Annotated in this window: 28 protein-coding genes; 18 read left to right on the top strand and 10 right to left on the bottom strand. The window is 45.0% G+C overall.

Annotation, left to right across the window (positions count from 1 at the left end):
* Nucleotides 1-14: 14 nt before the first annotated feature.
* The 8 genes from leuS to hemL all read left to right on the top strand — a co-directional run bounded on the left by leuS (nt 15) and on the right by hemL (nt 9,179).
* Nucleotides 15-2,684, top strand: coding sequence for a leucine--tRNA ligase (leuS, locus tag DCO16_RS01215; RefSeq protein ID WP_173941970.1), 2,670 nt, complete (start codon nt 15-17; stop codon nt 2,682-2,684).
* A gap of 34 nt (nt 2,685-2,718) precedes the next feature.
* Complete coding sequence (locus DCO16_RS01220; protein WP_173941971.1) at nt 2,719-3,246, top strand: LPS-assembly lipoprotein LptE; 528 nt, start codon at nt 2,719-2,721, stop codon at nt 3,244-3,246.
* A 19-nt stretch (nt 3,247-3,265) separates the two neighbouring features.
* A complete protein-coding gene (gene holA, locus DCO16_RS01225; protein ID WP_173941972.1) occupies nt 3,266-4,327 on the top strand; it encodes a DNA polymerase III subunit delta in 1,062 nt (353 codons plus the stop codon).
* A 70-nt stretch (nt 4,328-4,397) separates the two neighbouring features.
* Nucleotides 4,398-5,675, top strand: a complete 1,278-nt coding sequence (locus DCO16_RS01230) for a glutamate-5-semialdehyde dehydrogenase (protein ID WP_173941973.1) — start codon at nt 4,398-4,400, stop codon at nt 5,673-5,675.
* Entirely contained in the window at nt 5,656-6,123 is a 468-nt protein-coding gene (locus DCO16_RS01235; RefSeq protein ID WP_173941974.1) for a CopD family protein, read from the top strand. The genes DCO16_RS01230 and DCO16_RS01235 overlap by 20 nt, the downstream gene beginning before the upstream one ends.
* 50 nt (nt 6,124-6,173) lie before the next feature.
* Nucleotides 6,174-7,604: a THUMP domain-containing class I SAM-dependent RNA methyltransferase gene (locus tag DCO16_RS01240; RefSeq protein ID WP_173941975.1), complete on the top strand. Its 1,431-nt coding sequence runs from the start codon at nt 6,174-6,176 to the stop codon at nt 7,602-7,604.
* Between the two features lie 58 nt (nt 7,605-7,662).
* Complete coding sequence (locus tag DCO16_RS01245) at nt 7,663-7,833, top strand: rubredoxin (RefSeq protein ID WP_173941976.1); 171 nt, start codon at nt 7,663-7,665, stop codon at nt 7,831-7,833.
* A 53-nt stretch (nt 7,834-7,886) separates the two neighbouring features.
* Entirely contained in the window at nt 7,887-9,179 is a 1,293-nt protein-coding gene (gene hemL, locus DCO16_RS01250; RefSeq protein WP_173941977.1) for a glutamate-1-semialdehyde 2,1-aminomutase, read from the top strand.
* A gap of 27 nt (nt 9,180-9,206) precedes the next feature.
* Here hemL and DCO16_RS01255 read toward each other — a convergent pair whose 3' ends face one another.
* From DCO16_RS01255 to DCO16_RS01265, 3 genes are read right to left on the bottom strand one after another with little or no spacing between them, the layout of a single operon-like run.
* Nucleotides 9,207-10,046, bottom strand: coding sequence for a symmetrical bis(5'-nucleosyl)-tetraphosphatase (locus tag DCO16_RS01255; RefSeq protein ID WP_173941978.1), 840 nt, complete (start codon nt 10,044-10,046; stop codon nt 9,207-9,209).
* Nucleotides 10,047-10,086: 40 nt separating this feature from the next.
* Nucleotides 10,087-11,577 carry a cryptochrome/photolyase family protein gene (locus DCO16_RS01260; RefSeq protein WP_173941979.1) on the bottom strand — a complete coding sequence of 497 codons (1,491 nt, stop codon included), beginning with the start codon at nt 11,575-11,577 and terminating at the stop codon, nt 10,087-10,089.
* 54 nt (nt 11,578-11,631) lie between these two features.
* Nucleotides 11,632-13,254, bottom strand: a complete 1,623-nt coding sequence (locus tag DCO16_RS01265; RefSeq protein ID WP_173941980.1) for a TolC family protein — start codon at nt 13,252-13,254, stop codon at nt 11,632-11,634.
* Nucleotides 13,255-13,395: 141 nt separating this feature from the next.
* Between DCO16_RS01265 and DCO16_RS01270 the strand changes: the two genes are divergently transcribed.
* The 3 genes from DCO16_RS01270 to trmB all read left to right on the top strand — a co-directional run bounded on the left by DCO16_RS01270 (nt 13,396) and on the right by trmB (nt 15,591).
* Entirely contained in the window at nt 13,396-14,241 is an 846-nt protein-coding gene (locus DCO16_RS01270; protein WP_173941981.1) for an undecaprenyl-diphosphate phosphatase, read from the top strand.
* A gap of 66 nt (nt 14,242-14,307) precedes the next feature.
* A complete protein-coding gene (locus DCO16_RS01275; protein ID WP_173941982.1) occupies nt 14,308-14,766 on the top strand; it encodes a DUF2721 domain-containing protein in 459 nt (152 codons plus the stop codon).
* A 27-nt stretch (nt 14,767-14,793) separates the two neighbouring features.
* Entirely contained in the window at nt 14,794-15,591 is a 798-nt protein-coding gene (gene trmB / locus DCO16_RS01280) for a tRNA (guanosine(46)-N7)-methyltransferase TrmB (protein ID WP_173941983.1), read from the top strand.
* Between the two features lie 20 nt (nt 15,592-15,611).
* Here the strand turns inward: trmB and DCO16_RS01285 are convergent, their stop codons facing one another.
* From DCO16_RS01285 to ribBA, 4 genes are all read right to left on the bottom strand, one after another.
* On the bottom strand, nt 15,612-17,090 hold the full coding sequence (locus DCO16_RS01285) for an NAD-dependent succinate-semialdehyde dehydrogenase (protein WP_173941984.1): 1,479 nt from the start codon (nt 17,088-17,090) through the stop codon (nt 15,612-15,614).
* A 93-nt stretch (nt 17,091-17,183) separates the two neighbouring features.
* Entirely contained in the window at nt 17,184-17,687 is a 504-nt protein-coding gene (gene nusB, locus DCO16_RS01290; protein ID WP_173943721.1) for a transcription antitermination factor NusB, read from the bottom strand.
* 5 nt (nt 17,688-17,692) lie between these two features.
* A complete protein-coding gene (gene ribH, locus DCO16_RS01295; protein ID WP_173941985.1) occupies nt 17,693-18,235 on the bottom strand; it encodes a 6,7-dimethyl-8-ribityllumazine synthase in 543 nt (180 codons plus the stop codon).
* A gap of 29 nt (nt 18,236-18,264) precedes the next feature.
* Entirely contained in the window at nt 18,265-19,401 is a 1,137-nt protein-coding gene (ribBA, locus tag DCO16_RS01300) for a bifunctional 3,4-dihydroxy-2-butanone-4-phosphate synthase/GTP cyclohydrolase II (protein WP_173941986.1), read from the bottom strand.
* 153 nt (nt 19,402-19,554) lie between these two features.
* On the opposite strand from ribBA, the gene DCO16_RS01305 reads away from it, so the two are divergent.
* Genes DCO16_RS01305 through DCO16_RS01335 form a run of 7 tightly spaced genes read left to right on the top strand, consistent with a single transcriptional unit; the run spans nt 19,555 to nt 23,618 of the window.
* Nucleotides 19,555-19,938, top strand: coding sequence for a hypothetical protein (locus DCO16_RS01305; protein ID WP_173941987.1), 384 nt, complete (start codon nt 19,555-19,557; stop codon nt 19,936-19,938).
* Nucleotides 19,868-20,491: a PilW family protein gene (locus DCO16_RS01310; RefSeq protein ID WP_173941988.1), complete on the top strand. Its 624-nt coding sequence runs from the start codon at nt 19,868-19,870 to the stop codon at nt 20,489-20,491. The genes DCO16_RS01305 and DCO16_RS01310 overlap by 71 nt, the downstream gene beginning before the upstream one ends.
* On the top strand, nt 20,491-20,826 hold the full coding sequence (locus tag DCO16_RS01315; protein ID WP_173941989.1) for a hypothetical protein: 336 nt from the start codon (nt 20,491-20,493) through the stop codon (nt 20,824-20,826). Before DCO16_RS01310 ends, DCO16_RS01315 begins: the two co-directional genes overlap by 1 nt.
* Nucleotides 20,823-21,389, top strand: coding sequence for a pilus assembly FimT family protein (locus DCO16_RS01320; RefSeq protein ID WP_254598065.1), 567 nt, complete (start codon nt 20,823-20,825; stop codon nt 21,387-21,389). Before DCO16_RS01315 ends, DCO16_RS01320 begins: the two co-directional genes overlap by 4 nt.
* Before the next feature lie 39 nt (nt 21,390-21,428).
* On the top strand, nt 21,429-22,544 hold the full coding sequence (gene ribD, locus DCO16_RS01325) for a bifunctional diaminohydroxyphosphoribosylaminopyrimidine deaminase/5-amino-6-(5-phosphoribosylamino)uracil reductase RibD (protein WP_173941990.1): 1,116 nt from the start codon (nt 21,429-21,431) through the stop codon (nt 22,542-22,544).
* A 24-nt stretch (nt 22,545-22,568) separates the two neighbouring features.
* Complete coding sequence (locus DCO16_RS01330; RefSeq protein ID WP_173941991.1) at nt 22,569-23,180, top strand: riboflavin synthase; 612 nt, start codon at nt 22,569-22,571, stop codon at nt 23,178-23,180.
* A gap of 54 nt (nt 23,181-23,234) precedes the next feature.
* Nucleotides 23,235-23,618, top strand: coding sequence for a helix-turn-helix domain-containing protein (locus tag DCO16_RS01335; protein ID WP_173941992.1), 384 nt, complete (start codon nt 23,235-23,237; stop codon nt 23,616-23,618).
* A gap of 6 nt (nt 23,619-23,624) precedes the next feature.
* On the opposite strand, the gene queC is transcribed toward DCO16_RS01335, so the two are convergent.
* Genes queC through pal form a run of 3 tightly spaced genes read right to left on the bottom strand, consistent with a single transcriptional unit; the run spans nt 23,625 to nt 25,641 of the window.
* Entirely contained in the window at nt 23,625-24,371 is a 747-nt protein-coding gene (queC, locus tag DCO16_RS01340) for a 7-cyano-7-deazaguanine synthase QueC (protein WP_173941993.1), read from the bottom strand.
* Nucleotides 24,372-24,406: 35 nt separating this feature from the next.
* Complete coding sequence (gene ybgF / locus DCO16_RS01345) at nt 24,407-25,138, bottom strand: tol-pal system protein YbgF (RefSeq protein ID WP_173941994.1); 732 nt, start codon at nt 25,136-25,138, stop codon at nt 24,407-24,409.
* Nucleotides 25,138-25,641, bottom strand: a complete 504-nt coding sequence (gene pal / locus DCO16_RS01350) for a peptidoglycan-associated lipoprotein Pal (protein ID WP_173941995.1) — start codon at nt 25,639-25,641, stop codon at nt 25,138-25,140. The genes ybgF and pal overlap by 1 nt, the downstream gene beginning before the upstream one ends.
* Nucleotides 25,642-25,719 lie beyond the last annotated feature (78 nt).

The raw sequence follows: 25,719 nt of genomic DNA on the forward strand, positions 1-25,719 counted from the left end.
AAGAGTCGCATTGAATGAGTAAGGATTACGACCACCGCAGTATTGAGGCGGCAGCACGGGCTGATTGGGAGAGTACGCAAGCGTATACCGTGATTGAGGGTGCAGTAGATGCATCTGGCAAGCCCAAGCCAAAGTATTACGCATGCTCGATGTTGCCTTACCCATCGGGCAAGTTGCACATGGGCCACGTGCGCAACTACACCATCAATGACGTCATGGCAAGACAGCTACGCATGCAGGGTTACAACGTATTAATGCCTATGGGCTGGGATGCCTTTGGAATGCCCGCAGAAAATGCTGCGATTCAGAATAAAGTGCCTCCAGCACAATGGACCTACGACAACATTGCTTATATGAAAAAGCAAATGACGGCGATGGGTCTAGCGATTGATTGGTCACGTGAAATCGCCACCTGCAACCCCAACTACTATCGTTGGAATCAATGGCTCTTTTTGAAGATGCTGGAAAAAGGGATTGCTTACCGTAAGACACAATTAGTGAACTGGGATCCGATTGACCAAACGGTACTGGCAAACGAGCAGGTGATTGATGGTCGTGGTTGGCGTTCTGGTGCCTTGGTTGAGAAACGAGAAATACCGGGGTATTACTTCAATATTACTGCTTACGCAGAACAGCTCCTTTCTGGTTTGGATGAACTCGGTTGGCCCGAGCGTGTGAAGACGATGCAGCAAAATTGGATTGGTAAAAGTCGCGGGGTGCGTTTTGCTTTTAAACATCAGATTGCAGATGCTCACGGTAACTTTGTTCAAGACGGCCAACTGTATGTGTTCACCACTCGTGCAGATACGATCATGGGCGTGACATTTTGTGCCGTTGCAGCAGAGCACCCATTAGCAACCCAGGCTGCCACTAATAATTCTGAACTCGCAGCATTTATTGATAAATGTAAGACTAGTAGTGTGATTGAGGCAGATCTTGCCACCCAGGAAAAAGAAGGGATGTTCACGGGTTTATATGTGATGCATCCTTTCACAAATGAACCAGTGCCTGTGTGGGTAGGTAATTATGTGTTGATGTCTTACGGCGATGGTGCCGTGATGGGTGTTCCTGCTCATGATGAGCGAGATTTTGCCTTTGCACTCAAATATCAATTACCGATTAAGCAAGTGATTGCCTTACGTACCCCATCTAGTATGTTCAATACGAATCATTGGCAAGATTGGTATGCGCAAAAAGAGGGTGTGGAATGTCTCAATAGTGGGAAGTACGATGGCATGTCGTTTGAAGAGGCAGTAGATGCGGTTGCCCAAGATTTAGAAAAAATGGGTGTAGGGGAGATTAAAACGACTTATCGTTTACGCGATTGGGGGATTTCTCGTCAACGCTATTGGGGAACACCTATTCCGATGATTCATTGTGGCGATGAGCAGACGCCAGGATGCGGAACCGTACCTGTTCCAGAAGCAGATCTTCCGGTAATACTGCCAGAGGATTGTGTACCAGATGGTAGTGGTAATCCGCTTAATAAGCGGGCTGATTTTCTGAATGTCAAATGCCCCCAATGTGGTAAGCCTGCACGTCGCGAGACAGACACCATGGATACCTTTGTGGATTCCTCTTGGTACTTTATGCGCTACACGGGCCCTGATGCGAAGACCATGGTGGATGGGCGCAATGAATATTGGATGCCAATGGATCAATACATTGGCGGTATTGAGCATGCTATTTTGCACTTACTCTATGCACGCTTTTGGACAAAGGTTATGCGTGATCTGAATTTGATTACGTTTGATGAGCCGTTTCAAAATTTACTGACGCAAGGTATGGTGCTCAATGAGACGTACTACTCTGAAGATGCTTCTGGCAAAAAGACGTGGTTAAATCCTGTCGATATTGAGCTGGAGCTTGATGACAAGGGTCGTCCACAGGGTGCTAGCTTAAAAGGAGATAGCTCTGGTACTCCGGTCATTATCGGTGGTGTCGAGAAGATGGCTAAGAGTAAGAACAATGGTGTTGATCCACAGGCACTGATCGACCAATATGGCGCAGATACAGCACGTCTTTTTGTGATGTTCGCTGCCCCACCAGAGCAGCAATTGGAGTGGTCCGGTGCCGGTGTAGATGGCGCATCCCGATTTTTGCGTCGGGTGTGGGTGTACTCTATGAGTCAGTCAGATGCTATTCGTGCTGCTCAAGCAGAATTGCCCAGCAATTTGAGTGATGCTGAAAAAGAATTACGCCGTGAGGTACATACTATTTTGAAGCAAGCCAATTTTGATTATCAACGTCGTCAGTACAACACGGTCGTGTCTGCTGCTATGAAGATGCTCAATGCGTTAGAGCCTATCAAATTGGGAGCTGGTGTAGTTGGTTCAGCTGTACTCCGTGAGTGCCTCAGTATTTTGCTGAGAGTGCTGTATCCAGTAGTACCCCATTTAACTCATACCCTTTGGAAAGAATTAGGATATGAGCAGGCTCTAGGCACTATTTTGGATGTCTCATGGCCTGAGGTGGATGAGGCAGCACTAGTACAAACTGAGCTCACCATCATGCTGCAAATTAACGGCAAGCTACGTGGTGATATTCGGGTGCCGGCGAATGCGACTAAAGAGCAGATCGAAGCGGCAGCTTTAAATAGTGAGCCTGTCATTAAGGTACTTGATGGCGGTGCACCGAAGAAAGTCATCGTCGTTCCTGGACGCTTAATTAATATTGTGGTTTAAATGACGCGAACTATTTTTAATAGAAACTAAAGACATGAGCGTAAATCAACTTCGACGAACTCTGCTTGGTGGGCTAATCTTGGCTCCGGTCAGTGGTTTGCTGGCGTGTGGGTTTCGTCTGCGGGGGATGGTAGATTTACCTTACAAAGTGCTTGCCATTACTGGCAGTCCATCACCTCCCTTACGAGCTGATCTGCAAACGGTCATCCTGACAGGAACCAATGCAAAGGTAGCCATTAACCCGAAGGATGCCGATCTTATTTTAGATATCACGAGTGATTTAAGTAATCGAGAGATATTGGCCTACAACTCAAATGGTCAAGTATCTGCCTATCGCTTAAACATTCGGGTTGGATTTAGGGCGTATGACAATAGTGGTGCAGATATTGTCCCTGACGCTGAAATTTATGTCACTAGAGATATGGATTTCTCGGTATCTACAGTATTAGCCTCTGATGCACAGATGCAGCAATTTTTTACCTCGATGCGAAGAGATCTCTCAGTGCAAATTTTGCGCCGAGTTGCTGCAGCTGCTAAATCTCCTCAATCCAGAAGTTTTTAAAGTATGAATATGAACCAGCATGGTTAAGAGCGATGCACTACAGGTTCATTTAAAGTCCTTGCACTCTGCGGCAGCGTTAAAGCCGCTCTATGTTTTTAGTGGGGATGAGCCGCTATTAATGATGGAGGCGATGGACCAACTGCGTGCTACCGCCAAAACCATGGGATTTACAGAACGAGAAGTGTTACTACAAGAGCGTGGCTTTGACTGGAGCGCTCTATTAAGTAGTGGGCAAACCATGTCTCTCTTTGGCGATAAGCGTTGGGTGGAGTTGCGCATTCCAACGGGTAAGCCTGGTCGTGACGGTGCGGATGCTTTAAAGCAATTTGCTGCCCAAATTGAATCTCAAGATATTGGTCAAGACGGCCCAGATACGATTGTTTGCATTATTTTGCCAAAACTGGACGGTAAGACTAAAACGTCTGGCTGGTTTATCGCCTTAGATGAGGCTGGAATGGCAATACAGTTAGATTCATTAGATCGGACTCAACTCCCGCAATGGATTGCAGGACGCCTCAAAAAGCAAGGTCAAGAAGTGGAGTCTGGACCTAATGGGCACCGCGCCTTAAGTTTCATTTCCGAACAGGTTGAAGGAAATTTGATTGCTGCCCATCAAGAGATTCAGAAGTTAGGTTTATTGCATCCTAGTGGCGTTCTGACGGAGGAGCAAATTCGTTCTGCCATATTAAAGGTTGCTCGTTATAACGTTTTTGAGCTCACTGAGGCGATGTTGGCAGGCGATCTTCCCCGTTTAAATAGAATGTTGGATGGTTTAAAAGGCGAGGGCGAGCCACTCGTTTTAATTTTATGGAGCGTTACTGAAGAGCTTCGGATACTATCGAAGCTGAAGGTAGCAAGTGATGCAGGTGAGTCATTGCAGCAGTTAATGCGTGCTAATCGCATTTGGGGTAACAAGGAGCGTCTTTATCCGATGGCTTTAAAAAGAGTTCAACCTTTGAAGTTACGCAGAGCCATCCAACTTGCTGCAGGATTAGATCGCCAAGCAAAAGGTTTGTATGCAGCAGAATTACCAGCCAATCCTTGGGATGGCTTGCGCTTGGTTGGCAATCTGTTGCGCTAGTCAAGGGTAATGTATTGAGGACGATTAGTAGTAACGATTAATTGATGATGATGAAATAGTGAATTAAAGAATGAGCAATGAAATAAAACAAATGATGCTGAATATCGGTCAGCGTGCACGCCAAGCATCGCGTGCCATGGCGCGCGCATCTAGCGAGCAAAAAGACCAGGCCTTGCTTCATATTGCCAAGTTGATTCGTGAGAAGGCGAACGAGATTCAGCGGGTGAATCAACTCGATGTCGAGCGAGCAACATTAAAAGGTCAAGATGCCGCCTTTATTGATCGTCTCACCATGACCCCAAAGACCATTGAATCCATGGCTTTAGGCTTAGAGCAAATAGTTTCCTTAGAGGACCCTATCGGAAAAATGACTGCCTTACAAAAGCAGGCATCCGGTATTGAGTTGGGGCAAATGCGCGTTCCACTGGGTGTGATCGGGATTATTTATGAGTCACGCCCTAATGTCACGATTGATGCTGCGGCACTCTGCCTTAAGTCAGGTAATGCTGTTATTTTGCGGGGCGGCTCGGAGGCGATTGATTCCAATACCTTGTTGGCGCAACTGATTCAGGCTGGCTTAGATGCTGCTCAATTGCCAATGGATGCGGTGCAGGTCGTCACTACGACTGATCGTAGTGCTGTAGGGGAGATGATCACCATGACGGAATATATCGATGTGATTGTTCCTCGTGGCGGTAAGAGCTTGATTGCGCGCTTGATGGCTGAGGCACGCGTACCGATGATTAAACATTTAGATGGCATCTGTCACACCTACATTGATGCTGATGCGGATATTGCGATGGCTATTAAGGTGTGTGATAACGCGAAGACTCAGCGTTATGCACCTTGTAATGCGATGGAGACATTATTGGTCAACCAGGCAATTGCACAACAAGTACTACCTACTTTATGCAAGATCTATCAAGACAAGGGTGTTGAGTTGCGTGTCGATGCTCTGACACGAAAAGCCTTAGAAGAAAATGGGTTTGAGGGTTTAGTGGATGCGACTGAAGAAGACTGGCAGACTGAATATTTAGCCCCTATTTTATCGATTAAAACAGTCGCTAATATGGATGAAGCCATGAGTCATATTGAGCAATACGGTAGTAAGCATACCGATGCCATCATCACCAATAATCAAGCGCAAGCGAATCGTTTTTTACGTGAAGTAGATAGTGCCAGCGTGATGGTCAATGCAAGTACCCGCTTTGCAGATGGGTTTGAATATGGCCTTGGTGCTGAAATCGGGATTTCCAATGACAAACTCCATGCGCGTGGTCCTGTAGGCCTCGATGGCTTAACCTCTTTGAAATATATCGTCATGGGTCATGGCGAGATTCGTAGCTAATTCATTTAATAAAGGATTGATCGTGGGAAATGCTTATCTTTGGACTAAGACACTACATATTGTCTTAATTACCTCGTGGTTTGCGGGCTTGTTTTATCTGCCAAGAATTTTCGTTAACTTAGCAGATGAAAAAAATCCGGAAGTATATGCGCGGCTCTTAGGTATGGCGGATCGACTCTTTCGGTTTATGACCATCTTGGCAATACCCGCTGTGATTTTGGGGATTGCACTCTGGATGCATTTTAAGATTGGCCGTGGTGAAGTTTGGATGCATGCGAAGTTATTCTTTGTGATTCTATTGATTGGGTATCACCATGCTTGCTGGGGCATGCTTAAGAAGTTTCGTAAATCCATCAATACGCATTCAGGTGTCTGGTACCGTTGGTTTAATGAAGTCCCTGTAGTTCTATTATTGATTGTGGTTGCTTTAGTCGTCATTAAGCCTTAATGAATTCTTTACCGTATTTTGTTCTATTCCTTTTTTAGATTGCTAGTCCCATGAGATTTTTTGTTGTTTGTCCAGGTGGACTAGAGCTAGCTCTTGCACAAGAGCTAGCGAGCATTGCGCAGCGTGCGGATTCTAAGGCTTTAGGGGCTTGGGTGATTGATCCTACTCCTACGAGTCCTACTGGTGGGGTAGGCTTAGCTGCACCACTTTCTGCTGCCATGGCTTTGAATTTACATTCTCGTATAGCTAGCCGAGTGTTGTTGCAGATGGCAGAGTCAGCTTATCGTCAGGAAGATGACTTGTACAAATTGGCTAGTGGCTTGGCTTGGGAGGAATGGTTTTCTTCTAAACAGACTTTGCGAGTCGATGTGACGGCACATCGCTCACCCTTAAAAAGTTTAAACTTTGCCACTCTGAAAATTAAAGATGCGATTGTGGATCGTTTGCGTGATGTCACAGGAGATCGTCCTAGTATTGATACCGCCTTTCCGGATGTTCGAGTGCAGGCTCATCTGACGGCTACCCATGTGACTATCTACTTAGATACTTCAGGCGAGGCTTTATTTAAGCGTGGCTGGCGAGATGAAAAAGGTGATGCCCCTTTAAAAGAAAATTTAGCTGCAGGTATCTTGTCTATTACCGGCTGGAAGCCTTCGCAAACTTTATTTGATCCGATGTGCGGTAGCGGTACTTTCTTAATTGAGGCTGCGCAAATCGCTTTGGCTATTCCTCCAGGTGCAATTCGGGCAGGAATGTATGGTGATGATGCTAAACCTAGTCGACTGGCATATCGTCCTTTAGTCACCTCTGCTCATGGTTTTGGCTTCCAAAGACTGAAACCCTTTAGTCAGGCAGCTGAGCAACAGCGGTGGGCTGGATTAAAAGAGGCTGCCCTCAATGAAATGCTGGAAAAACGAAAGCAATTTCCTGATGCACAGTCTTTAGGAATTAGTGGCGGCGATATTAATGAACGCTTAGTAGCAATGTTTAAAGGTAATTGGCAGCGCGCACAGCTGCCTGGAACTCCTATTACTCGTCAGATCGATGCCTTGGCCAGCAAGCCGCCGACAGGTGCACCGCATGGTGTGATGTTGCTCAATCCTCCTTATGGCGAGCGCCTAGTAATTAAAGGGGGGCGAGGTCAGGGATCGGTATCTGATGATGAGGTGGCAGGTACAGAGCAGCCAGAAGATCGCTTTGCCCATAATTTGGAAACGGGTCGTCAAAGTGCTAAACGTTCTAGTCGTGAATCATTGAAAAAGCTACAGGCACAAGAGGAGCAAGATCCCCATTTTGTCGAGTTTTTAAGGCAATTTGGTCAGCATTTAAAAGACGCTTATGGTGGCTGGAATGTGTTTGTGCTGACAGCGGATATGGCGCTGCCAGGACAGCTACGCATCAAGGAATCTAAACGTACGCCTCTATTTAACGGACCGCTGGAGTGTCGCCTATTTAAGTTCGAGATGCATCAAAAAACATAGCCAACTCGATTTAAAATAAATGCCGTGATGATTTAATACTCAAAGAGATGAGATAGCAATGGAATACAAAACCTATATGTGCTTAATTTGTGGCTGGGTATATAACGAAGCTACTGGCTTACCAGAAGAAGGCATTGCTGCAGGAACCCTTTGGAAGGATGTCCCAATGAATTGGACCTGTCCTGAGTGCGGCGCACGTAAAGAAGATTTTGAGATGATGGCAATTTAATCGTCAATATATTGATTGACAAAAAAAATAATAGCGAAAGTTAGGAAGCCATCTTGGGAAAAAACGACATTTTATTTGAGCGTGCGCAAAAAACAATTCCTGGGGGTGTGAATTCTCCAGTGCGTGCATTTCGTCAAGTGGGTGGCACTCCTCGTTTTGTAACGAGGGCAAAAGGCCCCTATTTTTGGGATGCAGATGACAAGCGTTATATCGATTTAATTATGTCTTGGGGCCCTATGATTGCTGGTCACGCCCATCCTGAAGTAGTGGCTGCGGTTCAAAAGGCCGCTGAAACTAGCTTTAGTTACGGCGCGCCTACTGAAGGAGAAATTGAATTAGCAGAACGCATTTGTCAATTGGTACCTAGTATTGAACAGGTGCGAATGGTATCGAGTGGCACCGAGGCAACTATGAGTGCTCTCCGTCTTGCGCGGGGCTACACTGGCAGAGATCTCATTATTAAATTTGAAGGTTGTTATCACGGTCATGCCGATAGCTTGTTAGTGAAAGCGGGATCAGGATTATTGACGTTTGCAGACTCTACCCAAAATGCTCCCTCCTCGGGGGGCGTGCCTCAGGATTTAGTAAAACACACCCTGGTTTTACCTTATAACGATGTTGCTGCACTGGAAGAAGTCTTTAAGAAACAGGGCAATGAAGTGGCTGCGGTCATCATTGAGCCGATCGCAGGCAATATGAATTTAATTCAACCCTCCAAAATATTTTTAGCGACATTGCGAGACCTTACCACTCAGTATGGCAGTGTTTTAATTTACGACGAGGTCATGACAGGCTTTCGGGTAGCATTGGGCGGTGCGCAATCTTTGCAAGGTATTGTCCCGGACTTAACTTGCCTTGGTAAGGTGATGGGTGGCGGTATGCCTATGGCAGCATTCGGTGGCAAGAAAGCCATCATGTCTAAGTTAGCCCCTCTAGGTAATGTGTATCAGGCAGGTACTTTATCTGGTAACCCGGTTGCGGTAGCCGCAGGCCTCAAGAATTTAGAGATTATTTCTCGAGAAGGTTTTTTTGAGTACTTGACAGGTCAGACTACTAAGCTGATGACAGGCCTCAAGCAAGCTGCAGATGAGTCTGGCGTACCATTTTCAGTTGATAGTGTTGGCGGTATGTTTGGGTTTTACTTTACCGATAAGGTACCCACCTCATTTGAGGAGGTGACTAAAACCAATATTGAGGCGTTTAAGAAATTCTTCCATCTGATGTTGGATCAAGGGGTATACCTTGCGCCATCAGCATATGAAGCTGGCTTTACTTCAATTGCCCACGATAATGCGATAGTAGATGACATTATTAGGGCTGCACGGACTTCATTTAAGAGTTTGTGAGCGACTTTTAAAGATCTCTTGCCCGTATTACATTCTGAGGGGATGGTCATAACCAGCCACTTGAATAGTTTCGAGTTTATCGCTAGGCTTACCTGATTCAACAATTTTCATGGCAGTGAGTTTGCCACCCCATACGCAACCTGTATCAAGGCCAATCACATTTTCGTGACGTACGAGTCCTAGAGTGGACCAGTGTCCAAAATAAATCAAAGCGTCACAGGTTTTTCTTTTAGGGGTTTTGAACCACGGAATGTAACCCTCGGGACCCTTCTCAAAGCCTTCTTTACTTTCGAATTCCATCATACCTGCAGGAGTGCAAAACCGAATGCGGGTCAATGCATTAGTAATCACTCGTAAGCGTTCATAGCCTTTAAGCGAGTTGCTCCATTTATTTGGTGTATTGCCATACATATTGGCTAGAAAATCTCGATAGTTTTTTTTGCGAAGTACTTTTTCAACTTCTTGTGCGCATTCGATGGTTTGCTGTAGGTCCCATTGAGGCAATACGCCAGCATGAACAGTCAATACCTTTCCATTACTGAGCGCCATAGGCCGATGGCGCAACCAATCTATTAACTCTGCTCTATCTGGAGCATCCAAAATCGACTGAATAGTATCTAAGCCCTTTGATTTTCGGAGTCCTGCATCTATAGCGAGTAGGTGGAGATCATGGTTACCTAGCAGGCATTCAATACGCTTATCTTCTTGTAACTGTTTGAGGTAGCGCAGTGTACCCAAGGAATCTGGGCCACGATTCACTAAATCACCCAAAAAAATTAATTTTGATGTGGATGGAAGTTTTTTAACGAGACTCTTTAAGGAGGGCGCGCAACCTTGTACATCTCCAATAGCATAAATCTTACTCATGCTCTATATTAAATCGGAACGGTATTTAGTGATAGCTGATCTACGCTTCTGATGTCTCAGAATTGACTTTTTTAACTACGCTGTATCGTACTAAGGTTTTTTTACGAGCCTCATCATGATTCACGATGGGTAAGGGGTAGTCTCTACCCAATAAGATACTGGCCGCTTCAAGTTCAATATGACCAGCCTCCCAAGGTGCATGAATGGATTTCTTAGAAAGTTTCTCTAATTGGGGAAGATAACGACGAATAAATTTACCTTCACTATCAAATTTTTCAGATTGGGTTATTGGATTAAATATCCTAAAGTAAGGTTGCGCATCACATCCCGAGGAAGATGCCCATTGCCAACCACCATTATTAGAGGAGAGTTCAAAATCATTGAGGTGTTTAGCAAAGTAGGCTTCACCCCAGCGCCAATCAACACCTAAGTCTTTAGTTAAAAAACTAGCTACTACCATTCGCAAGCGGTTATGCATATAGCCACTTTGATTCAGCTGATGCATGGCCGCATCTACTAAGGGATAGCCCGTCTTTCCTTCACACCAAGCACTAAAGAGTTTTTTTGCTGTAGCCCCGCTCTCCCATTGAATCTGGTCATAATCTGGTTTAAATGCGACGCCACTGGAAAGTCTTGGGTGGTTAGCAAGAATCATGAAATAAAAATCTCGCCAAATGAGCTCACTGAGCCAGATGGTGGCGCCCATACTGCCTGCAAGCATTCGGCGGTGACCTTCACGTACTAAGCCACGAATAGATAGCATCCCAAAGCGTAAGTGAGTGGAAAGATAGCTGACGCCTTTAATAGCAGGAAAATCTCTACCTATTTGGTATTGATCGATCCGGTGTAGGAAGTCTTCTAGAAATTGCTGCCCACCCTCAGATCCTGGCGGAAGATACGCCTCAATGCCGGTTGAGCAAAAGCCCATTGATTCTAATGAGGGGAGGGGCGACTGTAATGATTTCGGTATCGCAGCAAACTGCCCTTTTTTGGGAGTGCAATCATATGAAGCAATATGCTTTTCTTGCAGTGTCTTGAGCCAATTATTTTTATAGGGGGTGAATACTGAAAATACGGTATTGGAGTTCGTGAGAATCTCTTTTTTCTCAAAAATGACCTGATCTTTAAAACTTTCAAAATGAATATTCAGCTTATTTAATGAGGCTTGAACCGCAGCATCGCGTGAAATAGCTGAAGGCTCATAGTCATGGTTGGTATAGACACAATCCACTCCAAGCTCGCAAGCAATCTTAGGAATGCATTCAGTTGGTTTACCTACCTGAACAATCAGTCCTCCACCCTGTTTGCGAAGCGCCTCATCAATCTGTTGGAGGCCTTGCCAGATAAAGTCTACACGCCTGTCATGAGAAAGAGCTTGATTCTTGATATTGTCAGTTCGTAGGGGTTCCAGAATATCGATATCGAAAATAAAGGTGAGCCAGACTTGTTGGCTATTTTTAAGGGCGTGATGAAGTGCGGCATGGTCATAAAGACGAAGATCACGACGAAGCCAAACAAGTGCTTTTTGCATAGCCTCTATATTAGGGCTAAAACCATGACCTTGCATGGAATCGAAGGTAATGCCTTAGCGCAACAAAGTATTGATGGAGATCAGGTCTTCATCGGATAAAGCGGCGGCATTTGCCTTTAATTTAATCGCATTCAGAATCGTGTTGTAGCGTGCCTGTTGAAGCTGTGAGCGTGTTGTGATGACAGTGTCTAAAGCAATTAAGACATCAATATTAATTAAAGTCCCCACCTGAAAACCGAGCTTGCTGGATTCTAGTGCCGAAGCGGAAGAGCGCTCTGCTGCTTCAAATGCTTTTACGCTAGCTAAGCCACCGTAGAAGCCAGTAAAAGCAGCTCGGGTATTTTGAGCTGCAGTACGGCGAGCATTGTCATAGTTCGCTTTAGCAACATCAACTAAGGCTGCATTTTGACGAATAACTGAACTGCTAAATCCTCCAGAGACTAGAGGAATAGTCATTTGTAGAGCAATCGTATTATTGTAAATATTAGTCTGCGATGGCGTTAGGCTATTCGCCGCAGCATTCGAAGTGTTGTAGCCGGTGGTCCCAACAAAGTTCACTGATGGATAGTTGAGGGCTTGAGATGCTCTGAATGAGCTTTCCGCTAAGCTCACAGACATCTGCCCTGCTAAGACGTTAAAGTTAGCGGCCTCAGCTTGCGCAATCCAGTCATCTAGCGTTTGGCCTTTAGGTAGCTGTGGGTTTACGCTATCAATCAGCGGGGTATTGCTGCTAACTTTATTTTTGGAGCGGGGATCCTTTAGCACACCATCAATTCTTACTTCTTTGGTGAGAGGAGTTAAGGCTCCGATAGGGCGACCTGCTAACTGCTCTAAGATGCCTCGCTTTACTATTAAATCTGCTTGTGCAGCAATCTCTTGTGAGTTTGCTAGGTCTAAAGCAGCTTGTGCAGTATTGACATCAACAATAGTAGCTAAGCCCGCATCAAACTTTGCTTGTGCAATGTCAAGTTGTTGCTGAATTAAACTTTTTTTATTACGAAAAAGTGCTACATTGTCTTGGCTGGTGAGGGCGTCAAAGTAGGCCTGCGAGACCCGAATAATTAAATCTTGTTGTGCGGAGTAAAAACGCATATCCGCAATCTTGGTATTGAGGTCACCCTGCTTAAAAGCTTCTAGCGCCGCCATGTTAAAGACGGGTTGCGTTAGGCTAACAGTGTAGTTTTTTTGGTCGTATACCCTTGAGCTGGGTGCATTGGCTGGCGCATTCCCTCCGCTATGTTGATAGTAGCGAGTTGCACCTGGTGTGGCACTCGCTTGAGGGAGCAGAAGTGATAAACCTTGCCAATAGAGCTCTTTACTAGCTTGATAATTAAAGCGGGCAGCATTCAAGACTGGGTCGCTAAACGCCGCTTCTTGGTAAAGCCGAATTAAATCGGTTGTTTGCCCAGGATTGCTTGAGTTACTGCTGTTGAGATTGGACGGGGCGAGCACATCATTCGGAATGGCTTGCTTAGGAGTGACCACTATTTGTGGAGGTGCATCAAGCCCCATCATGGATGGGGCACTCAATCGAGTGGGCAAAGACGGTTTCGTTCCGCTGCTATTTTGTGCAATGGCATCAGGGGCATACAAACCGAATCCAAGCCCCTGACTCAGGATTAAACCCAAGCTAGCAAACAGGGATAGGCGAGATAGGGGCAAACGTGCTGGTGTCATCTCATTTGGGTGCTTTTCAATATGACATGAAGTTTAAGCTTATTTGTTTGCAAGGTCTTATTTGAGTTTGATTTGGCTCTAATTTAAGGCTTATTTTCTCAAATCTCGTAGTGCCGTGCATCTATCTATAAAATTGAGCCTATGGATCTTATTTTGCTAGGTAAAGCAGTCATTCTTGGGGTGGTAGAGGGCTTAACGGAATTTTTGCCAATTTCCAGCACCGGACATCTCATTTTAGTGGGAGATTTACTCAATTTTAATGACGATCGAGGCAAAGCCTTTGAGGTCATCATTCAGTTTGGTGCTATTTTGGCAGTCTGTTGGGAATTTCGAGAAAAGCTCTGGAAAGTGATATCCACAATTCAAACCAGTTCTAGCTCTCGAAAATTTATGTTGAATTTATTGATCGCCTCCATTCCGGCAATGAGTTTGGCTTTCATCTTTGGCAAATACATTAAAACGTATTTATTCTCACCTATACCTGTAGCGATGGCGTTTATTGTAGGTGGTTTCATTATTTTTTGGGCCGAACATCGACAGAAAAATATTGTGATGAGAGAGAGTAAGATTCAATCTGCTGATGATTTAACTTACTTGGATGCTTTTAAGGTTGGGCTAGCTCAATGTGCCGCGTTGATCCCAGGTACATCCCGTTCTGGAGCAACGATTATTGGTGGTATGTTATTCGGTCTACCCCGTGCGGTAGCAACCGAATTCTCTTTCTTCTTAGCCATTCCTGTGATTGGTGGCGCAACTGCCTATGAATTACTCAAACTTTGGAAGTCACCAGTATCGCTTTCTGGAGACTTTAGCCTTGCGATAGTAGTAGGATTTATCTCTGCATTTATCTCCGCATTTATTTGCGTGCGGTGGTTGATTCATTATGTCGCTAGTCATAACTTTATCCCTTTTGCATGGTATCGAATTATCTTTGGAGTATTAGTTTTAGTGAGCGCCTATAGTGGTTTGGTTGTTTGGTCTCAGTAAGCATATAAAGTGAAACATCAGAACAGATTTAAGAAAATTACAAAAGAGTAAAAATAAAGAAATAATATGGATGTATCGATCGACGCTATTACGAGCAATATCCAACTTGCATTGGCACCAGTGTTTTTATTAACTGCAGTGGCAACCTTGATCAATGCTATTTCAGCTCGCTTGGCAAGATCAGTTGACCGCATGCGCTCTATTCGACAAAAAATACAAGATGGTCACATCACAGATTCAGTCGTGGTGCAGCATCTCATGTTAGAGGCAAACGAAGCAAAGAGACGCGGTCGTTTATGCACTATCGCGATCTTTTTTAATGTCTTGAGTGGCGTTTTTATTTCCTTGACAGTATTAGAGTTATTTTTCTTTCAAGCGGGTGCAGTGCGCTCTATGCAAACAACTTATGTGGTGTGGACTTTTGTACTAGGCTTAGTATTTTTTATGACATCGCTTGCCGTCGTCTTAGTAGAAGTAATATGCGCCTATATGTCTGCTGGTTGGAATACGCCTTTTCCAAAATAAGCCTAGAGCAAAATAGGTACCCAAAAAATGATCAGAACGGATCGCATTCGCTCTTTTGTTTTAAGAGCAGGCAGAACAACCACCGGTCAACAACGCGCTATTGATGGGTTGGGACCACAGTTTTTACTACCCTTTCAAAATACCCCTCTGCATTTAGAAGCAGCGTTCGGTAATTCAGCTAGTCCGAAGATATTAGAAATTGGTTTTGGTATGGGTGAAACTACAGCCAAAATTGCAGCTTTACGACCTGATGATGATTTTCTGGCAATTGAAGTCCATACGCCAGGAGTAGGTGCCTTACTCAAGCTGATTGGTGAAAATCAACTCTCTAATCTTCGTTTGATTCAGCATGATGCTGTTGAGGTATTGGAAAAGATGATTGCGCCGCATTCCTTAGATGGCATACATATTTATTTTGCTGATCCCTGGCATAAAAAACGTCATCATAAGCGTAGACTTATCCAAGCAGAATTCGTTCAATTACTGACATCCCGTTTAAGGTCTGGTGGTTATTTACATTTAGCGACGGATTGGCATAACTATGCCGAGCAAATGCTGTTAGTACTCAATGCTGAGTCAGTATTGAGGAATGTCTCCACTGAGCAGGTCAGGATTGAAACTTTTACCGCAGCGGATGTTGCAACTACATCAGCACTTTCAAAAGATGTTTTAAAAGAATTTAAGCCCAGCCAAGTTCAGTTAAGTAGTCAGCATCCTGGATATGTTGAACGGCCTGCGTACAGGCCGATCACCAAGTTCGAAAATCGTGGCCTCAAGTTGGGTCACGGCGTGTGGGACTTAGTCTATAAAAAGCAGCAGAATTAAGGAAGTTCCAGCTGATTAGTTTAGAGGCCTAAACAAACGTATTTGAGCTCTAAATACTCATCCATACCGTAGACACTACCTTCGCGCCCCAAGCCAGATTGCTTGACACCACCGAATGGTGCAACCTCATTGGAGATAATTCCCGTATTCACGCCAACAATGCCGTACTCCAATGCTTCCGCTGCCTTCCAAATGCGACCAATATCTCGGCTGTAAAAGTAAGAGGCCAAACCAAACTGACTCTCATTAGCTAATCGAATAGCTTCTTCATCGCTCTCAAAAGTAATAATTGGTGCCACTGGGCCAAACGTTTCCTCATAAGTGATCAGCATATCGCTCGTTACGTTAGACAGAATAGTAGGTTCATAGAAAGTTCCACCAAGTGTGGAAACTTTTCCACCAGTCACTAACTGGGCACCTTTACTAAGGGCATCCGCTACATGGCGCTCTACCTTCTCCAGAGCAGCCTTCTCAATGAGTGGTCCTTGCGAAACACCAGCGTCCATGCCGTTACCTACTTTAATTTCTTGTACTGCTTTGGCAAATTTTTCCGTAAATGCAGCTTGCACTTTCTTGTGGACGTAAAAGCGATTCGCGCAAACACAGGTTTGTCCAGAGTTTCTATATTTTGAGAGAATGGCACCAGAAACAGCTGAATCAATATCTGCATCTTCAAAGACGATAAAAGGGGCATGCCCACCCAGCTCAAGCGCTATTTTTTTAACGGTCGGTGCAGACTGTGCCATCAAGATACGGCCTACTTCAGTTGACCCGGTAAATGAGAGATGACGAACTACAGGTGAGGCACAGAGAGTCTTGCCAATCGCAACGGATTGATCTGCATCCGCGGTCAGAATATTGATTACACCGGGGGGTATTCCAGCGCGTAATGCAAGTTCTGCCAGTGCTAAGGCAGAAAGGGGGGTGAGCTCTGCTGGCTTAATGATCACAGTGCAACCAGCAGCTATAGCTGGAGCAATTTTTCGGGAAATCATAGCATTTGGAAAATTCCAAGGGGTGATAGCAACACAGACGCCGATAGGCTGCTTCATAACGACAAAACGCTTGTCATTCGCAGTCGTACTCGGTATTGCCCCTGTGATTCGTTTAGCCTCTTCTGCAAACCATTCAATAAATGATGCGCCGTATACAACTTCACCCTTTGATTCTGTTAAAGGTTTACCTTGTTCAAGTGTCATTAGAACAGCCAGATCTTGAGTATTTTGAATAATTAAATCAAACCACTTGCGCATGATGCTGGCACGCTCTTTACCCGTTTTGTTTTTCCAGTGCTGAAAAGCGCCTTCAGCAACAGCGATTGCTATCTCAGCTTCTTGTGGCCCTAAATTACTTACCTGTCCGATGAGCTCCCCAGTTGCGGGATTGGTCACTGAAAAACGACTATCAGCACTTGCTTTTACCCATACCCCATTAATGAATGCATCCTCTTTAAATAAGCTAGGATCTTTAAGGAGTTTACGAATATCGATTTTCTGCATGATGGGCCTTAATGGCTAATGAGATGAATTTATTGTATCTCTAAGAGAGGGCTTTGATAGATTATTAAAGATGAGTCTTATGCTTGTTGTTACCTAGCCTGCTTGCATTTCTGTACTGCGCAACTTCTGCGCTAAAACATCTAGAACACCGTTGACATACTTATGACCATCCGTACCCCCAAATGTTTTGGCAAGCTCTACAGCCTCATTGATGGCTACTTTGTAGGGGACTGAGAGATCCATAGCAAGCTCGTAAGTACCAATTAATAATGCCGCATGCTCTACCGGAGAAAGTTCATTAATAGGCCGATCAAGCGCTGGGGTAATGAGGCCCTCTAGTTCGTCGGTATGCTCTAGTACCCCTGTAAAGATGCCTTGGAATAAATCGAGTTGGCAGCGACGAAATCCAGGATCTTCAGCTAATTGCTTGGCAATCGCAGTGGCATTGGGCAGGCTGCCAGCACGACGCATCACCAGACTTTGATACACGCCTTGTAAGGCATATTCACGGGCACGGCGGCGTGGTGTCAGCGAGCGCGAAGGACGCTTCACTTCGTTACTATTGGCAGTAGATGGATTGGGTGACATTTTTGACATTGCCATTACTGCGCTTCGTTAGGATGGATTTCAAAATCGATCTCAGGAGTGAGGGCTAAAGCTAGGTTTGCCATCTCCACCACTGCACGAGCGCAATCGGCACCCTTAATCTGAACACGGGCCTCTGCTTGCTCATCGGTATCGCAAGTCAGTACACCATTAGCAATGGGGAGGCCAGATTCAAGGCAGACTCGAGTAATGCCGGCAGCAGATTCATTAGAGACTAGTTCAAAGTGGTAGGTCTCGCCACGAATCACAGCACCCAATGCAACCAAGCCGTCAAACTCATCGGTCTCTGCTAATTTTTGGAGCGCAAAAGGAATTTCTAGCGCACCTGGCACAGTGACTAATTTAATATCTGCTTGGGAGACGCCGAGCTTGATCAGCTCTTCGATGCAGGCAGTTGTTAGTGCAACACAGTAGGTCTCATTAAAGCGGCCTTGCACAATACCGATACGCAAGTCTTCGCCATTGAAATCAGCAGCCAAAACGCCGACTGAATCTTCATTGGTGGGTAAGTTATCGGATGTGCTGGCAGAGGTATTCATAGTATTTTTTAGGCAACAGATGTTACCAATCAATTTTTTTCAAAAGGAATGTAGCCAGTGACTTCCAGTTTATATCCGGAAAGACTCGGGATTGAAGTGGGGTTAGAGAGCAAGCGCATTTTTCCAACGCCAATATCTTTCAAAATTTGCGCACCAATACCATAGCTTCGGAAGTCCGTTTTTCGAGCGAGTGGCTTAGCTGCCTTATCAGCATGTGAGCCATTCAGTTTGTGGAACTGTGCGAGCCAGTCAACATCATTAGGGGATGCAATACCTGAGGCATTTAACAGAACAGCCACACCAGCTGGTGCTGCAGCTAGTTTCTCAAGAGCCTGTACTAGTGGCCATGAATGATTGCTGACAGTGGCATCTAGAAAATCTAATACAGTGACTGGCTCATGGACTCGCACCAAAGTTTCTTCAGTCTCGGAAGGCTTGCCATGAATTAATGCAATATGCACACATGAACTAGGCGTATCTCGATAAATGATTCCTTGAAACTTACCCCAAGGGGTAATGAACTCGCGTTCACCTTCGCGCACCACAATGCTCTCATGCTGGCTGCGATATTGAATCAAGTCGGCAATGCTACCAATTTTTAATTGATGCTCTTTTGCAAACTCAAGCAAATCAGGAAGGCGTGCCATGCTGCCATCGTCCTTCATGATTTCACATATGACTGCGGTAGGAGAACAACCTGCCAATGCAGCCAAGTCACAGCCTGCTTCAGTATGGCCTGAGCGAATCAGCACACCGCCAGGTTGTGCCATCAAAGGAAAAATATGACCTGGTTGAACAAGGTCATTTGGCTTTGCATGGGTAGCCACAGCAGTTTTGATGGTGAGTGCGCGATCTGCTGCAGAAATTCCTGTAGTGACGCCCATAGCAGCTTCAATGGAAACGGTAAAGTTTGTACCCATCGAGGTGCCGTTATCCCGCACCATCAAAGGCAGATTGAGCTGTTGGCAGCGCTCACGGGTCAAAGTAAGGCAAATCAAGCCACGACCATGTTTAGCCATGAAATTCACTGCCTCAGCACTGACATGATCTGCAGCCAAGACTAAATCACCTTCGTTCTCGCGATCTTCTTCATCAACCAGAATCACCATCTTGCCAGCCTTGAGCTCAGCAATGATTTCTTCTGTAGGGGAGAGGGTATTTTGCATAGCCCTCTATTTTAAGCTGAGGAGGGTTTTTTGGCCTGCAAGCCCAGATCTGCTCTCCATGCCCAACGGCTTCCTGCGCAATATCCAGCTTTTCTGACAATAGATACCTATCAAAGGCATTTTTTTGTCTTTCAAGTCTCGAGACAATGATTCATGCCTCAATGGATCAAAAAATCTGCAATAAGCTCCAAATTACTACGAGACCTCAGACAGGCTGAGCAAACTAATCAAGCCAAGGCAGCCAATGGCTTTATTTTACTCGAAGCTTTAGTTGCTATGACTCTAGTGGCTACGAGTTGGGTAGCTTTGGGAAATACCTACCAAACCGTTGTTTTGCGTTTAGGCCAAGCACAGGCGCAGCAAATAAAAATACATCAGGAGTTAGATCAACATGAAATTACTATCTTGGCGAGTCGGCAGCTGCAAGCTATTACACCAACCCCATCTCTATCAAAGAGCGCATTGAATGAGTCTACTGGAATGTCTCGTCGGTCTCGCCCTATCACTCATTCTGGTAGCGCCACTAATAAAAAATAGTGGCGAGCTCATTGCAAAGCAGATTGAATATGAAAAAACACAATCACTTTCTGCAGAAGCAGATCGTGCCTTAGAGTTAATTGGAAGATCCATTCGGATGGCTGGCTATCAACATGCTAACTCATTATCTCGAACTCACCAAAGGGAGCAACGGGTTGCTGATTTCATTCAGATTCAAAAACATAGCGGTTATCAAAGATCAGATGCTGTGATGGTGAAGCATGAACTTTCTAGCGGGGTAGATTTTGATTGCATCGGCAACACCTTAACCCCAGAGCGTACTAAAAATGGTTTAGCGCAGCAAGGATTTTTAGTAGACCGACAGGCCTCAGCACCCAAGGGTAAGAAAGTCAATGGTGGATCTTTAATCTGTCAATCGCTAGATCGACAAGGGCGCATACAAAATACGACCTTGATGAATGGGGTTCAATATCTGTCGATTGAGGTATTACCAGGTTTGGCTGGAAAAGCCTTTAGAGTCAAGCTAGAAATGACCGATGGTGGCTGGATTCAGCGAGAGTTTGAGCGAACATTTTCCACGCGCAATCTTTAATGATCATTGCTTGGGTCTTATCTCTATTGCTGCTGCTGTCCTCTTTAGTCTTTCATCTTGAGCGACTCGCCTCACTCGAAATCATTAGTACTCATACGGGACTGCAGTCATCACAACAATTTATTGCTGCTGAAAAAGCTTTACTTGAATGTGAACAACATCTTTCTAATATTACCGAGATCATAAATGCCTCATGCCATATTCAGTCGGCCGGTAAAAATCGTTGGTTACTGTCAAGTAAAGAAATGCCCACCATTGAAATTCTCGTGTTGCTGGATGAAAAAACACATACGGCGACTCGTCTTAATTGGCGGCAAAAATTTGACCCACTTTGACTGAATCTGAAATCAGAGTAGGCCAAGAGCTGGGTGCAAGTCTGCTGGAGTTGATGGCAGTTGTATTGATTGTTGCCATCATGGCGGTAATGACAGTACCGCTCATGCATGAGCATATGGCTGCTAGAGAAATTGATTTGATTGCGAGGCGTTTTATTGCCCATGCTCAATTTGCATGTAGCCAATCATTGAAGTTAGGTAGGTCAGTTCACATTACCCCACTAGCCGGGAATGTTTGGGAAGCAGGCTGGCTGGTTAAAAACAACTGTGGTAAATCGCAAGTCAAGACAGGGTGTGTTGAGCGTATCTGGTTTTCTCAGGGCAAGATCACACCGGTGTACTTTAAGGGTGGGGGCAAGCAATTTATCGACCCGCATTCCTCTCAAAGAGGGATCACGTTTAATGCTGCTGGCGCCGCGAAGACTGCTCAAGGGGGTTTTGTAGCTAATCGATTGATACTGGGGCATGAGCGCGATACAAGGCTAGAGCGGCAGCTCATTTTGGGTAGCGGAGGCCGCTGGAGAATCTGTGATCCCCATAAAGATAGCAAGGCTTGTCGGTAAATTTGCCGTGATGCCCCACAATCGGTTTTAATAGAGCCCATGTATACCGCTGTTGACTATCAATTTATGGCTTTGGCTCTGGCCGAAGCTCAAAAAGCCTTGTATTTGCCTAATCCTAATCCACGGGTCGGATGTGTCATTGTCAAAGATGCCCAAGTAATTGGGCGTGGTTTTACCCAAAGAGTGGGTGGATCCCATGCGGAGGTGCAGGCTTTAGCAGATGCCAAGGCGAAGGGCTTTGATCCCGCTGGCGCTACTATTTACGTGACCTTAGAGCCCTGCAATCACACTGGTAAGACGCCTCCCTGCGTAGATGCCTTTATTGCTGCTAAGCCTGCCAAGCTCATTGCCGCGATGTTAGATCCTAATCCAATAGTAAATGGCAAAGGATTAGAGCGTTTGAAGGCCGCAGGCATTCAGGTGGATTGCGGTTTGATGGCATCAGAGGCGCAGGCATTAAACCCAGGATTTATTTCTAGAATGACACGCGGCTTGCCATGGGTGCGCATGAAAATTGCCGCGAGCTTAGATGGGAAGACGGCACTCCCTAATGGCAAAAGTCAATGGATTACCGGGCCCCTAGCTAGAGCAGATGGCCACCATTGGCGTGCACAGGCGTGCGCTATTTTGACGGGTATGGGGACGGTGAAAGAAGATGATCCGACCTTAAATGTGCGGGATGTCAAAACCGATCGTCAACCTTCGAAGATTATTGTGGATTCCAAATTAGAGACGCCGCTCAATGCGAAAGTATTGAAGGGCTTAGATGAAGCGAGCGTGATTTTGGTATGTGCTTCACTGGATTCGCAAGAGGCTCAAGAAAAAGCAAAAGCGTTTGAGAACTTGGGCGTTCAGGTAGTTTCTATGTCCAACTTTGCAGGTAAGGTAGATTTACCAAAACTTTTCGCTTACTTAGCCCAAGAACATCATATGAATGAAATCCATATCGAGGCAGGCTGTAAGTTAAATGGCTCCTTATTGAGGGAGAATTGTGTAGATGAGCTATTACTCTACTACGCTCCTTTTTTTGTAGGTGAGGGAATTGGCATGGCCAATGTCAGTTCTTTAGCAGAGCTCAATGATCGTCAAGATTGGCAAATCGTTGATCAAACTATGTTCGCCCCAGATCTACGCATTCGTCTGATTAAAAATTAATTAACCCTACATTTCAATCCCACTATGTTTACTGGAATCATTACTGCTGTTGGCAATATTAAGAGTGCTGAACCGAAAGGTGATGGCATGAAATTATTGATCGAGACGCCAGCCGGCTATCTTGATGATGTTACTTTGGGCGATAGTATTGCGATTCAAGGAGCTTGTATGACCGCCACCCAATTTACAAGCAATACCTTTGAATTGGATATTTCTAGAGAGTCTCTCAATAAAACGGTGGGGCTTGATCAAGTCGGGCCCGTCAATCTTGAAAAAGCCTTACGACTCAATGATCGTTTGGGTGGCCACCTTGTGAGTGGCCATGTGGATGGTGTGGGTAAGGTAGCCCACTTTGCCGCTGTAGCTAAAGATGCTTATGGATCTTGGCTATTACGTATTGAAGCTCCTAAGGATTTGGCGCCATTCTTAGCCTATAAAGGATCGATTGTGGTCAACGGTGTATCGCTCACCGTCAATCAAACGCTAGATGCAACAGAGGCTTGCATGGTGGATATCAATATCATTCCTCATACCTTACAAAATACGACTTTGGGAAATCTACAACAAAGCGATCAAGTCAATTTAGAAGTAGATCTGATTGCCCGTTATGTGGCGCGGATGCTTAGTAAGCCATAAGTATCTCTAAAGCTAGGGTTAAAAAGCCCTATTGACAGTTCAGATAGAGGAAATATGAAGAACTTAAAACCTATTCGCAATGAATTGGAATATCAATCTGTATTAGATGAAATATCGTATTTGATTGATCATGAGCCAGATCCTGGAAGTAAAAAAGGGGATAGGTTTGAGATACTTTTAATACTAGTAGAAGCTTATGAGGCAAAGCACTATGCTATTGCGCACCCTGATCCAATTGAAGCTATCAAATTTAGGATGGAGCAAGCGGGCCTTAAACCAAAAGATCTCCAACCTATGATTGGAGGGTTAAACCGGGTTTATGAAATACTAAACCGCAAGAGACCTTTGACATTAAAAATGATTTGGAACTTGCATACGGGGCTAGGTATTCCTGCAGAAAGTCTGATTCAACAAGCAGTAGATCTTGAGGCAGCGTGATTTTTTTTAATTAGATCGTAGTTGATAGCGAGTAGGGTCAGATAAGTCTGCTTGCTGAAAACCTATTTTCCTGAGACGACAAGACTCACATTCTCCACAGGCCTCACCCAAATCATTAGCTTGATAGCAAGATACCGTTTGTGAGTAGTCCACACCTAAAGTAGTGCCTAAGTGGATGATCTCCGCCTTCGTCATGCTGATAATCGGAGCATGTACCCGAAAGCGGCTTTCAGGTTTTATCGCTTCTACGCCTGCTTTAGTCGCTAGGTTAGCCATAGCTTCAAATGAGGCAACATAATCAGGACGACAGTCTGGATAGCCTGAATAATCAACGGCATTCGCACCATAGAATATATCTAAACCACCAAGAGATTCTGCCCAGCCTAGTGCGAGTGAAAGCAAAATCGTATTGCGTGCTGGTACATAAGTCACCGGAATTTCTTGATCCTTACCGGGAGTAGTCGGTATATCAATTGATGCATCCGTCAGTGCAGACCCGCCAAAGCGTGTAAGGTCTAAATGGACTACTTCATGGCGAATGACGCCCATCTTTTTGGCAATGTGTTTAGCGGCCGCCAGTTCAGAGGAGTGACGTTGACCATAGCTAACTGATAGGACATAAGGGGCATAAGCTAAATCCTTAGCGAGCGCCAAAATCGTACTGGAATCTAAGCCACCCGAAAATAAAATGACTGCAGGGGCATGAGGCTTGCGGGGGGCAATATTCTGAAAGGCGGCGGACAACTGAGACATAGGTAAGTTTAACTAAAAAGTATTGCTGAGTACGCTTACTTCGTTGCAGCCATTAGTTGCTGTGCATCCTTAGCCGCCTCACTATCGGGATACTTGCTAATAACTTCAGAGAAGGTTTTTTTGGCAGCTGCTTTATTGCCGCTCTCTAATTGCGCATTACCCAGTGTCACCATTGCCGCAGGTATGCGCGGATGATTTGGGAAGCGTTTAATTAGACCTTGAACTTGTGTAATAGCGCCAGGATAATCCTTAGTGGCATATTTACTATTACCACTCCAAAAAAGTGCTAGTGGTAAGTAGGGGCTATTCGGATAGCGCTTAGCAAAGGCTGAAAAGTCTACATCTGCCTTTTTTAAACTTCCCGCTTGAAAGACTTTTAAGGCATCGTCATAGGCTTTTTTCTCACCAGGCTGTACGATTCCACTCACGCCCTCGATCGTTTCTGTTCGTGGCTCAAGATTCCCTAAGCGATTATCTAAATCTTGATAATAAGTTTTTTGACTAGTAGAAACATCATCACCTTGTTTTTCAAGGCCTTCAATTTTGCCGCGGAGTATTGCGTTATCCGCCCTGAGTTTCTCAATTTGATTTTGTAATTCCAGTTGCGTTGTTGCTAGTGTCTTGCGTAAATCCAAGATTGCTTTGCGAGCATCATCATCGGCAAAGAGTGCCCAGGCATTTCCAGATAGACTCAGAAAAACAGTCGCTGCACTTAGACAAAACGCTCGTGAGAGCGTTTGTTTAATAGTGTTAGAAAGCCTAATCATTAGTTCGTAATGTAAACGATGTCAGCACGGCGATTTTCTGCCCAAGCTGCCTCATTGTCACCTTCGGCTTTAGGTTTTTCTTTGCCATAACTGACTGCTTCCATTTGGTCATCAGAAACACCCATTAAGTTTAGGGATTTCCGCACGGCATCGGAACGGCGCTGACCTAATGCTAAGTTGTACTCAGCAGTGCCACGCTCATCGGTATTGCCTTGAATAATGACTTTTTGTTTTGGGTTAGCCTTTAAGAAGCTAGCATGTGCCGATAGCTGTTTTTGATATTTGGTCTGTACGGTGTACTCATTCAAGTCAAAGTAAACACTTTTTTCAAACAAGGGGCTCTTTGGGTCATTCCAAGGTTGGGAGCTAAAGTTGCCGCTACCGCTACCGCTATTAGCGCTATCAACATCATCTAGTTTGACACTGGAGCAAGCAGCCAATAGCAAGGCGGTGGCGCCTAAAAGGGTAAATGTCGCTGCACGACGTGCGATAGAAATTGTCATAATCTTTCCTTTTCCTGCGATTGAAGCAAATAAATAAGCTGATAACTCTTATTATGCCTCCAAGAAGCCTAAAAATGA

The organism is Polynucleobacter antarcticus (assembly GCF_013307245.1).
GTDB classification, from domain to species: Bacteria; Pseudomonadota; Gammaproteobacteria; order Burkholderiales; family Burkholderiaceae; genus Polynucleobacter; species Polynucleobacter antarcticus.

Excerpts from the sequence above, each read along its gene's own strand:
- leuS (WP_173941970.1), top strand. The coding sequence starts at position 15 with ATGAGTAAGGATTACGACCACCGCAGTATTGAGGCGGCAGCACGGGCT.
- DCO16_RS01220 (WP_173941971.1), top strand. The coding sequence starts at position 2,719 with ATGAGCGTAAATCAACTTCGACGAACTCTGCTTGGTGGGCTAATCTTG.
- holA (WP_173941972.1), top strand. The coding sequence starts at position 3,266 with ATGGTTAAGAGCGATGCACTACAGGTTCATTTAAAGTCCTTGCACTCT.
- DCO16_RS01230 (WP_173941973.1), top strand. The coding sequence starts at position 4,398 with ATGAGCAATGAAATAAAACAAATGATGCTGAATATCGGTCAGCGTGCA.
- DCO16_RS01235 (WP_173941974.1), top strand. The coding sequence starts at position 5,656 with ATGGCGAGATTCGTAGCTAATTCATTTAATAAAGGATTGATCGTGGGA.
- DCO16_RS01240 (WP_173941975.1), top strand. The coding sequence starts at position 6,174 with ATGAGATTTTTTGTTGTTTGTCCAGGTGGACTAGAGCTAGCTCTTGCA.
- DCO16_RS01245 (WP_173941976.1), top strand. The coding sequence starts at position 7,663 with ATGGAATACAAAACCTATATGTGCTTAATTTGTGGCTGGGTATATAAC.
- DCO16_RS01255 (WP_173941978.1), bottom strand. The coding sequence starts at position 10,046 with ATGAGTAAGATTTATGCTATTGGAGATGTACAAGGTTGCGCGCCCTCC.
- DCO16_RS01260 (WP_173941979.1), bottom strand. The coding sequence starts at position 11,577 with ATGCAAAAAGCACTTGTTTGGCTTCGTCGTGATCTTCGTCTTTATGAC.
- DCO16_RS01265 (WP_173941980.1), bottom strand. The coding sequence starts at position 13,254 with ATGACACCAGCACGTTTGCCCCTATCTCGCCTATCCCTGTTTGCTAGC.
- DCO16_RS01270 (WP_173941981.1), top strand. The coding sequence starts at position 13,396 with ATGGATCTTATTTTGCTAGGTAAAGCAGTCATTCTTGGGGTGGTAGAG.
- DCO16_RS01275 (WP_173941982.1), top strand. The coding sequence starts at position 14,308 with ATGGATGTATCGATCGACGCTATTACGAGCAATATCCAACTTGCATTG.
- trmB (WP_173941983.1), top strand. The coding sequence starts at position 14,794 with ATGATCAGAACGGATCGCATTCGCTCTTTTGTTTTAAGAGCAGGCAGA.
- DCO16_RS01285 (WP_173941984.1), bottom strand. The coding sequence starts at position 17,090 with ATGCAGAAAATCGATATTCGTAAACTCCTTAAAGATCCTAGCTTATTT.
- nusB (WP_173943721.1), bottom strand. The coding sequence starts at position 17,687 with ATGTCAAAAATGTCACCCAATCCATCTACTGCCAATAGTAACGAAGTG.
- ribH (WP_173941985.1), bottom strand. The coding sequence starts at position 18,235 with ATGAATACCTCTGCCAGCACATCCGATAACTTACCCACCAATGAAGAT.
- ribBA (WP_173941986.1), bottom strand. The coding sequence starts at position 19,401 with ATGCAAAATACCCTCTCCCCTACAGAAGAAATCATTGCTGAGCTCAAG.
- DCO16_RS01305 (WP_173941987.1), top strand. The coding sequence starts at position 19,555 with ATGCCTCAATGGATCAAAAAATCTGCAATAAGCTCCAAATTACTACGA.
- DCO16_RS01310 (WP_173941988.1), top strand. The coding sequence starts at position 19,868 with ATGAGTCTACTGGAATGTCTCGTCGGTCTCGCCCTATCACTCATTCTG.
- DCO16_RS01315 (WP_173941989.1), top strand. The coding sequence starts at position 20,491 with ATGATCATTGCTTGGGTCTTATCTCTATTGCTGCTGCTGTCCTCTTTA.
- ribD (WP_173941990.1), top strand. The coding sequence starts at position 21,429 with ATGTATACCGCTGTTGACTATCAATTTATGGCTTTGGCTCTGGCCGAA.
- DCO16_RS01330 (WP_173941991.1), top strand. The coding sequence starts at position 22,569 with ATGTTTACTGGAATCATTACTGCTGTTGGCAATATTAAGAGTGCTGAA.
- DCO16_RS01335 (WP_173941992.1), top strand. The coding sequence starts at position 23,235 with ATGAAGAACTTAAAACCTATTCGCAATGAATTGGAATATCAATCTGTA.
- queC (WP_173941993.1), bottom strand. The coding sequence starts at position 24,371 with ATGTCTCAGTTGTCCGCCGCCTTTCAGAATATTGCCCCCCGCAAGCCT.
- ybgF (WP_173941994.1), bottom strand. The coding sequence starts at position 25,138 with ATGATTAGGCTTTCTAACACTATTAAACAAACGCTCTCACGAGCGTTT.
- pal (WP_173941995.1), bottom strand. The coding sequence starts at position 25,641 with ATGACAATTTCTATCGCACGTCGTGCAGCGACATTTACCCTTTTAGGC.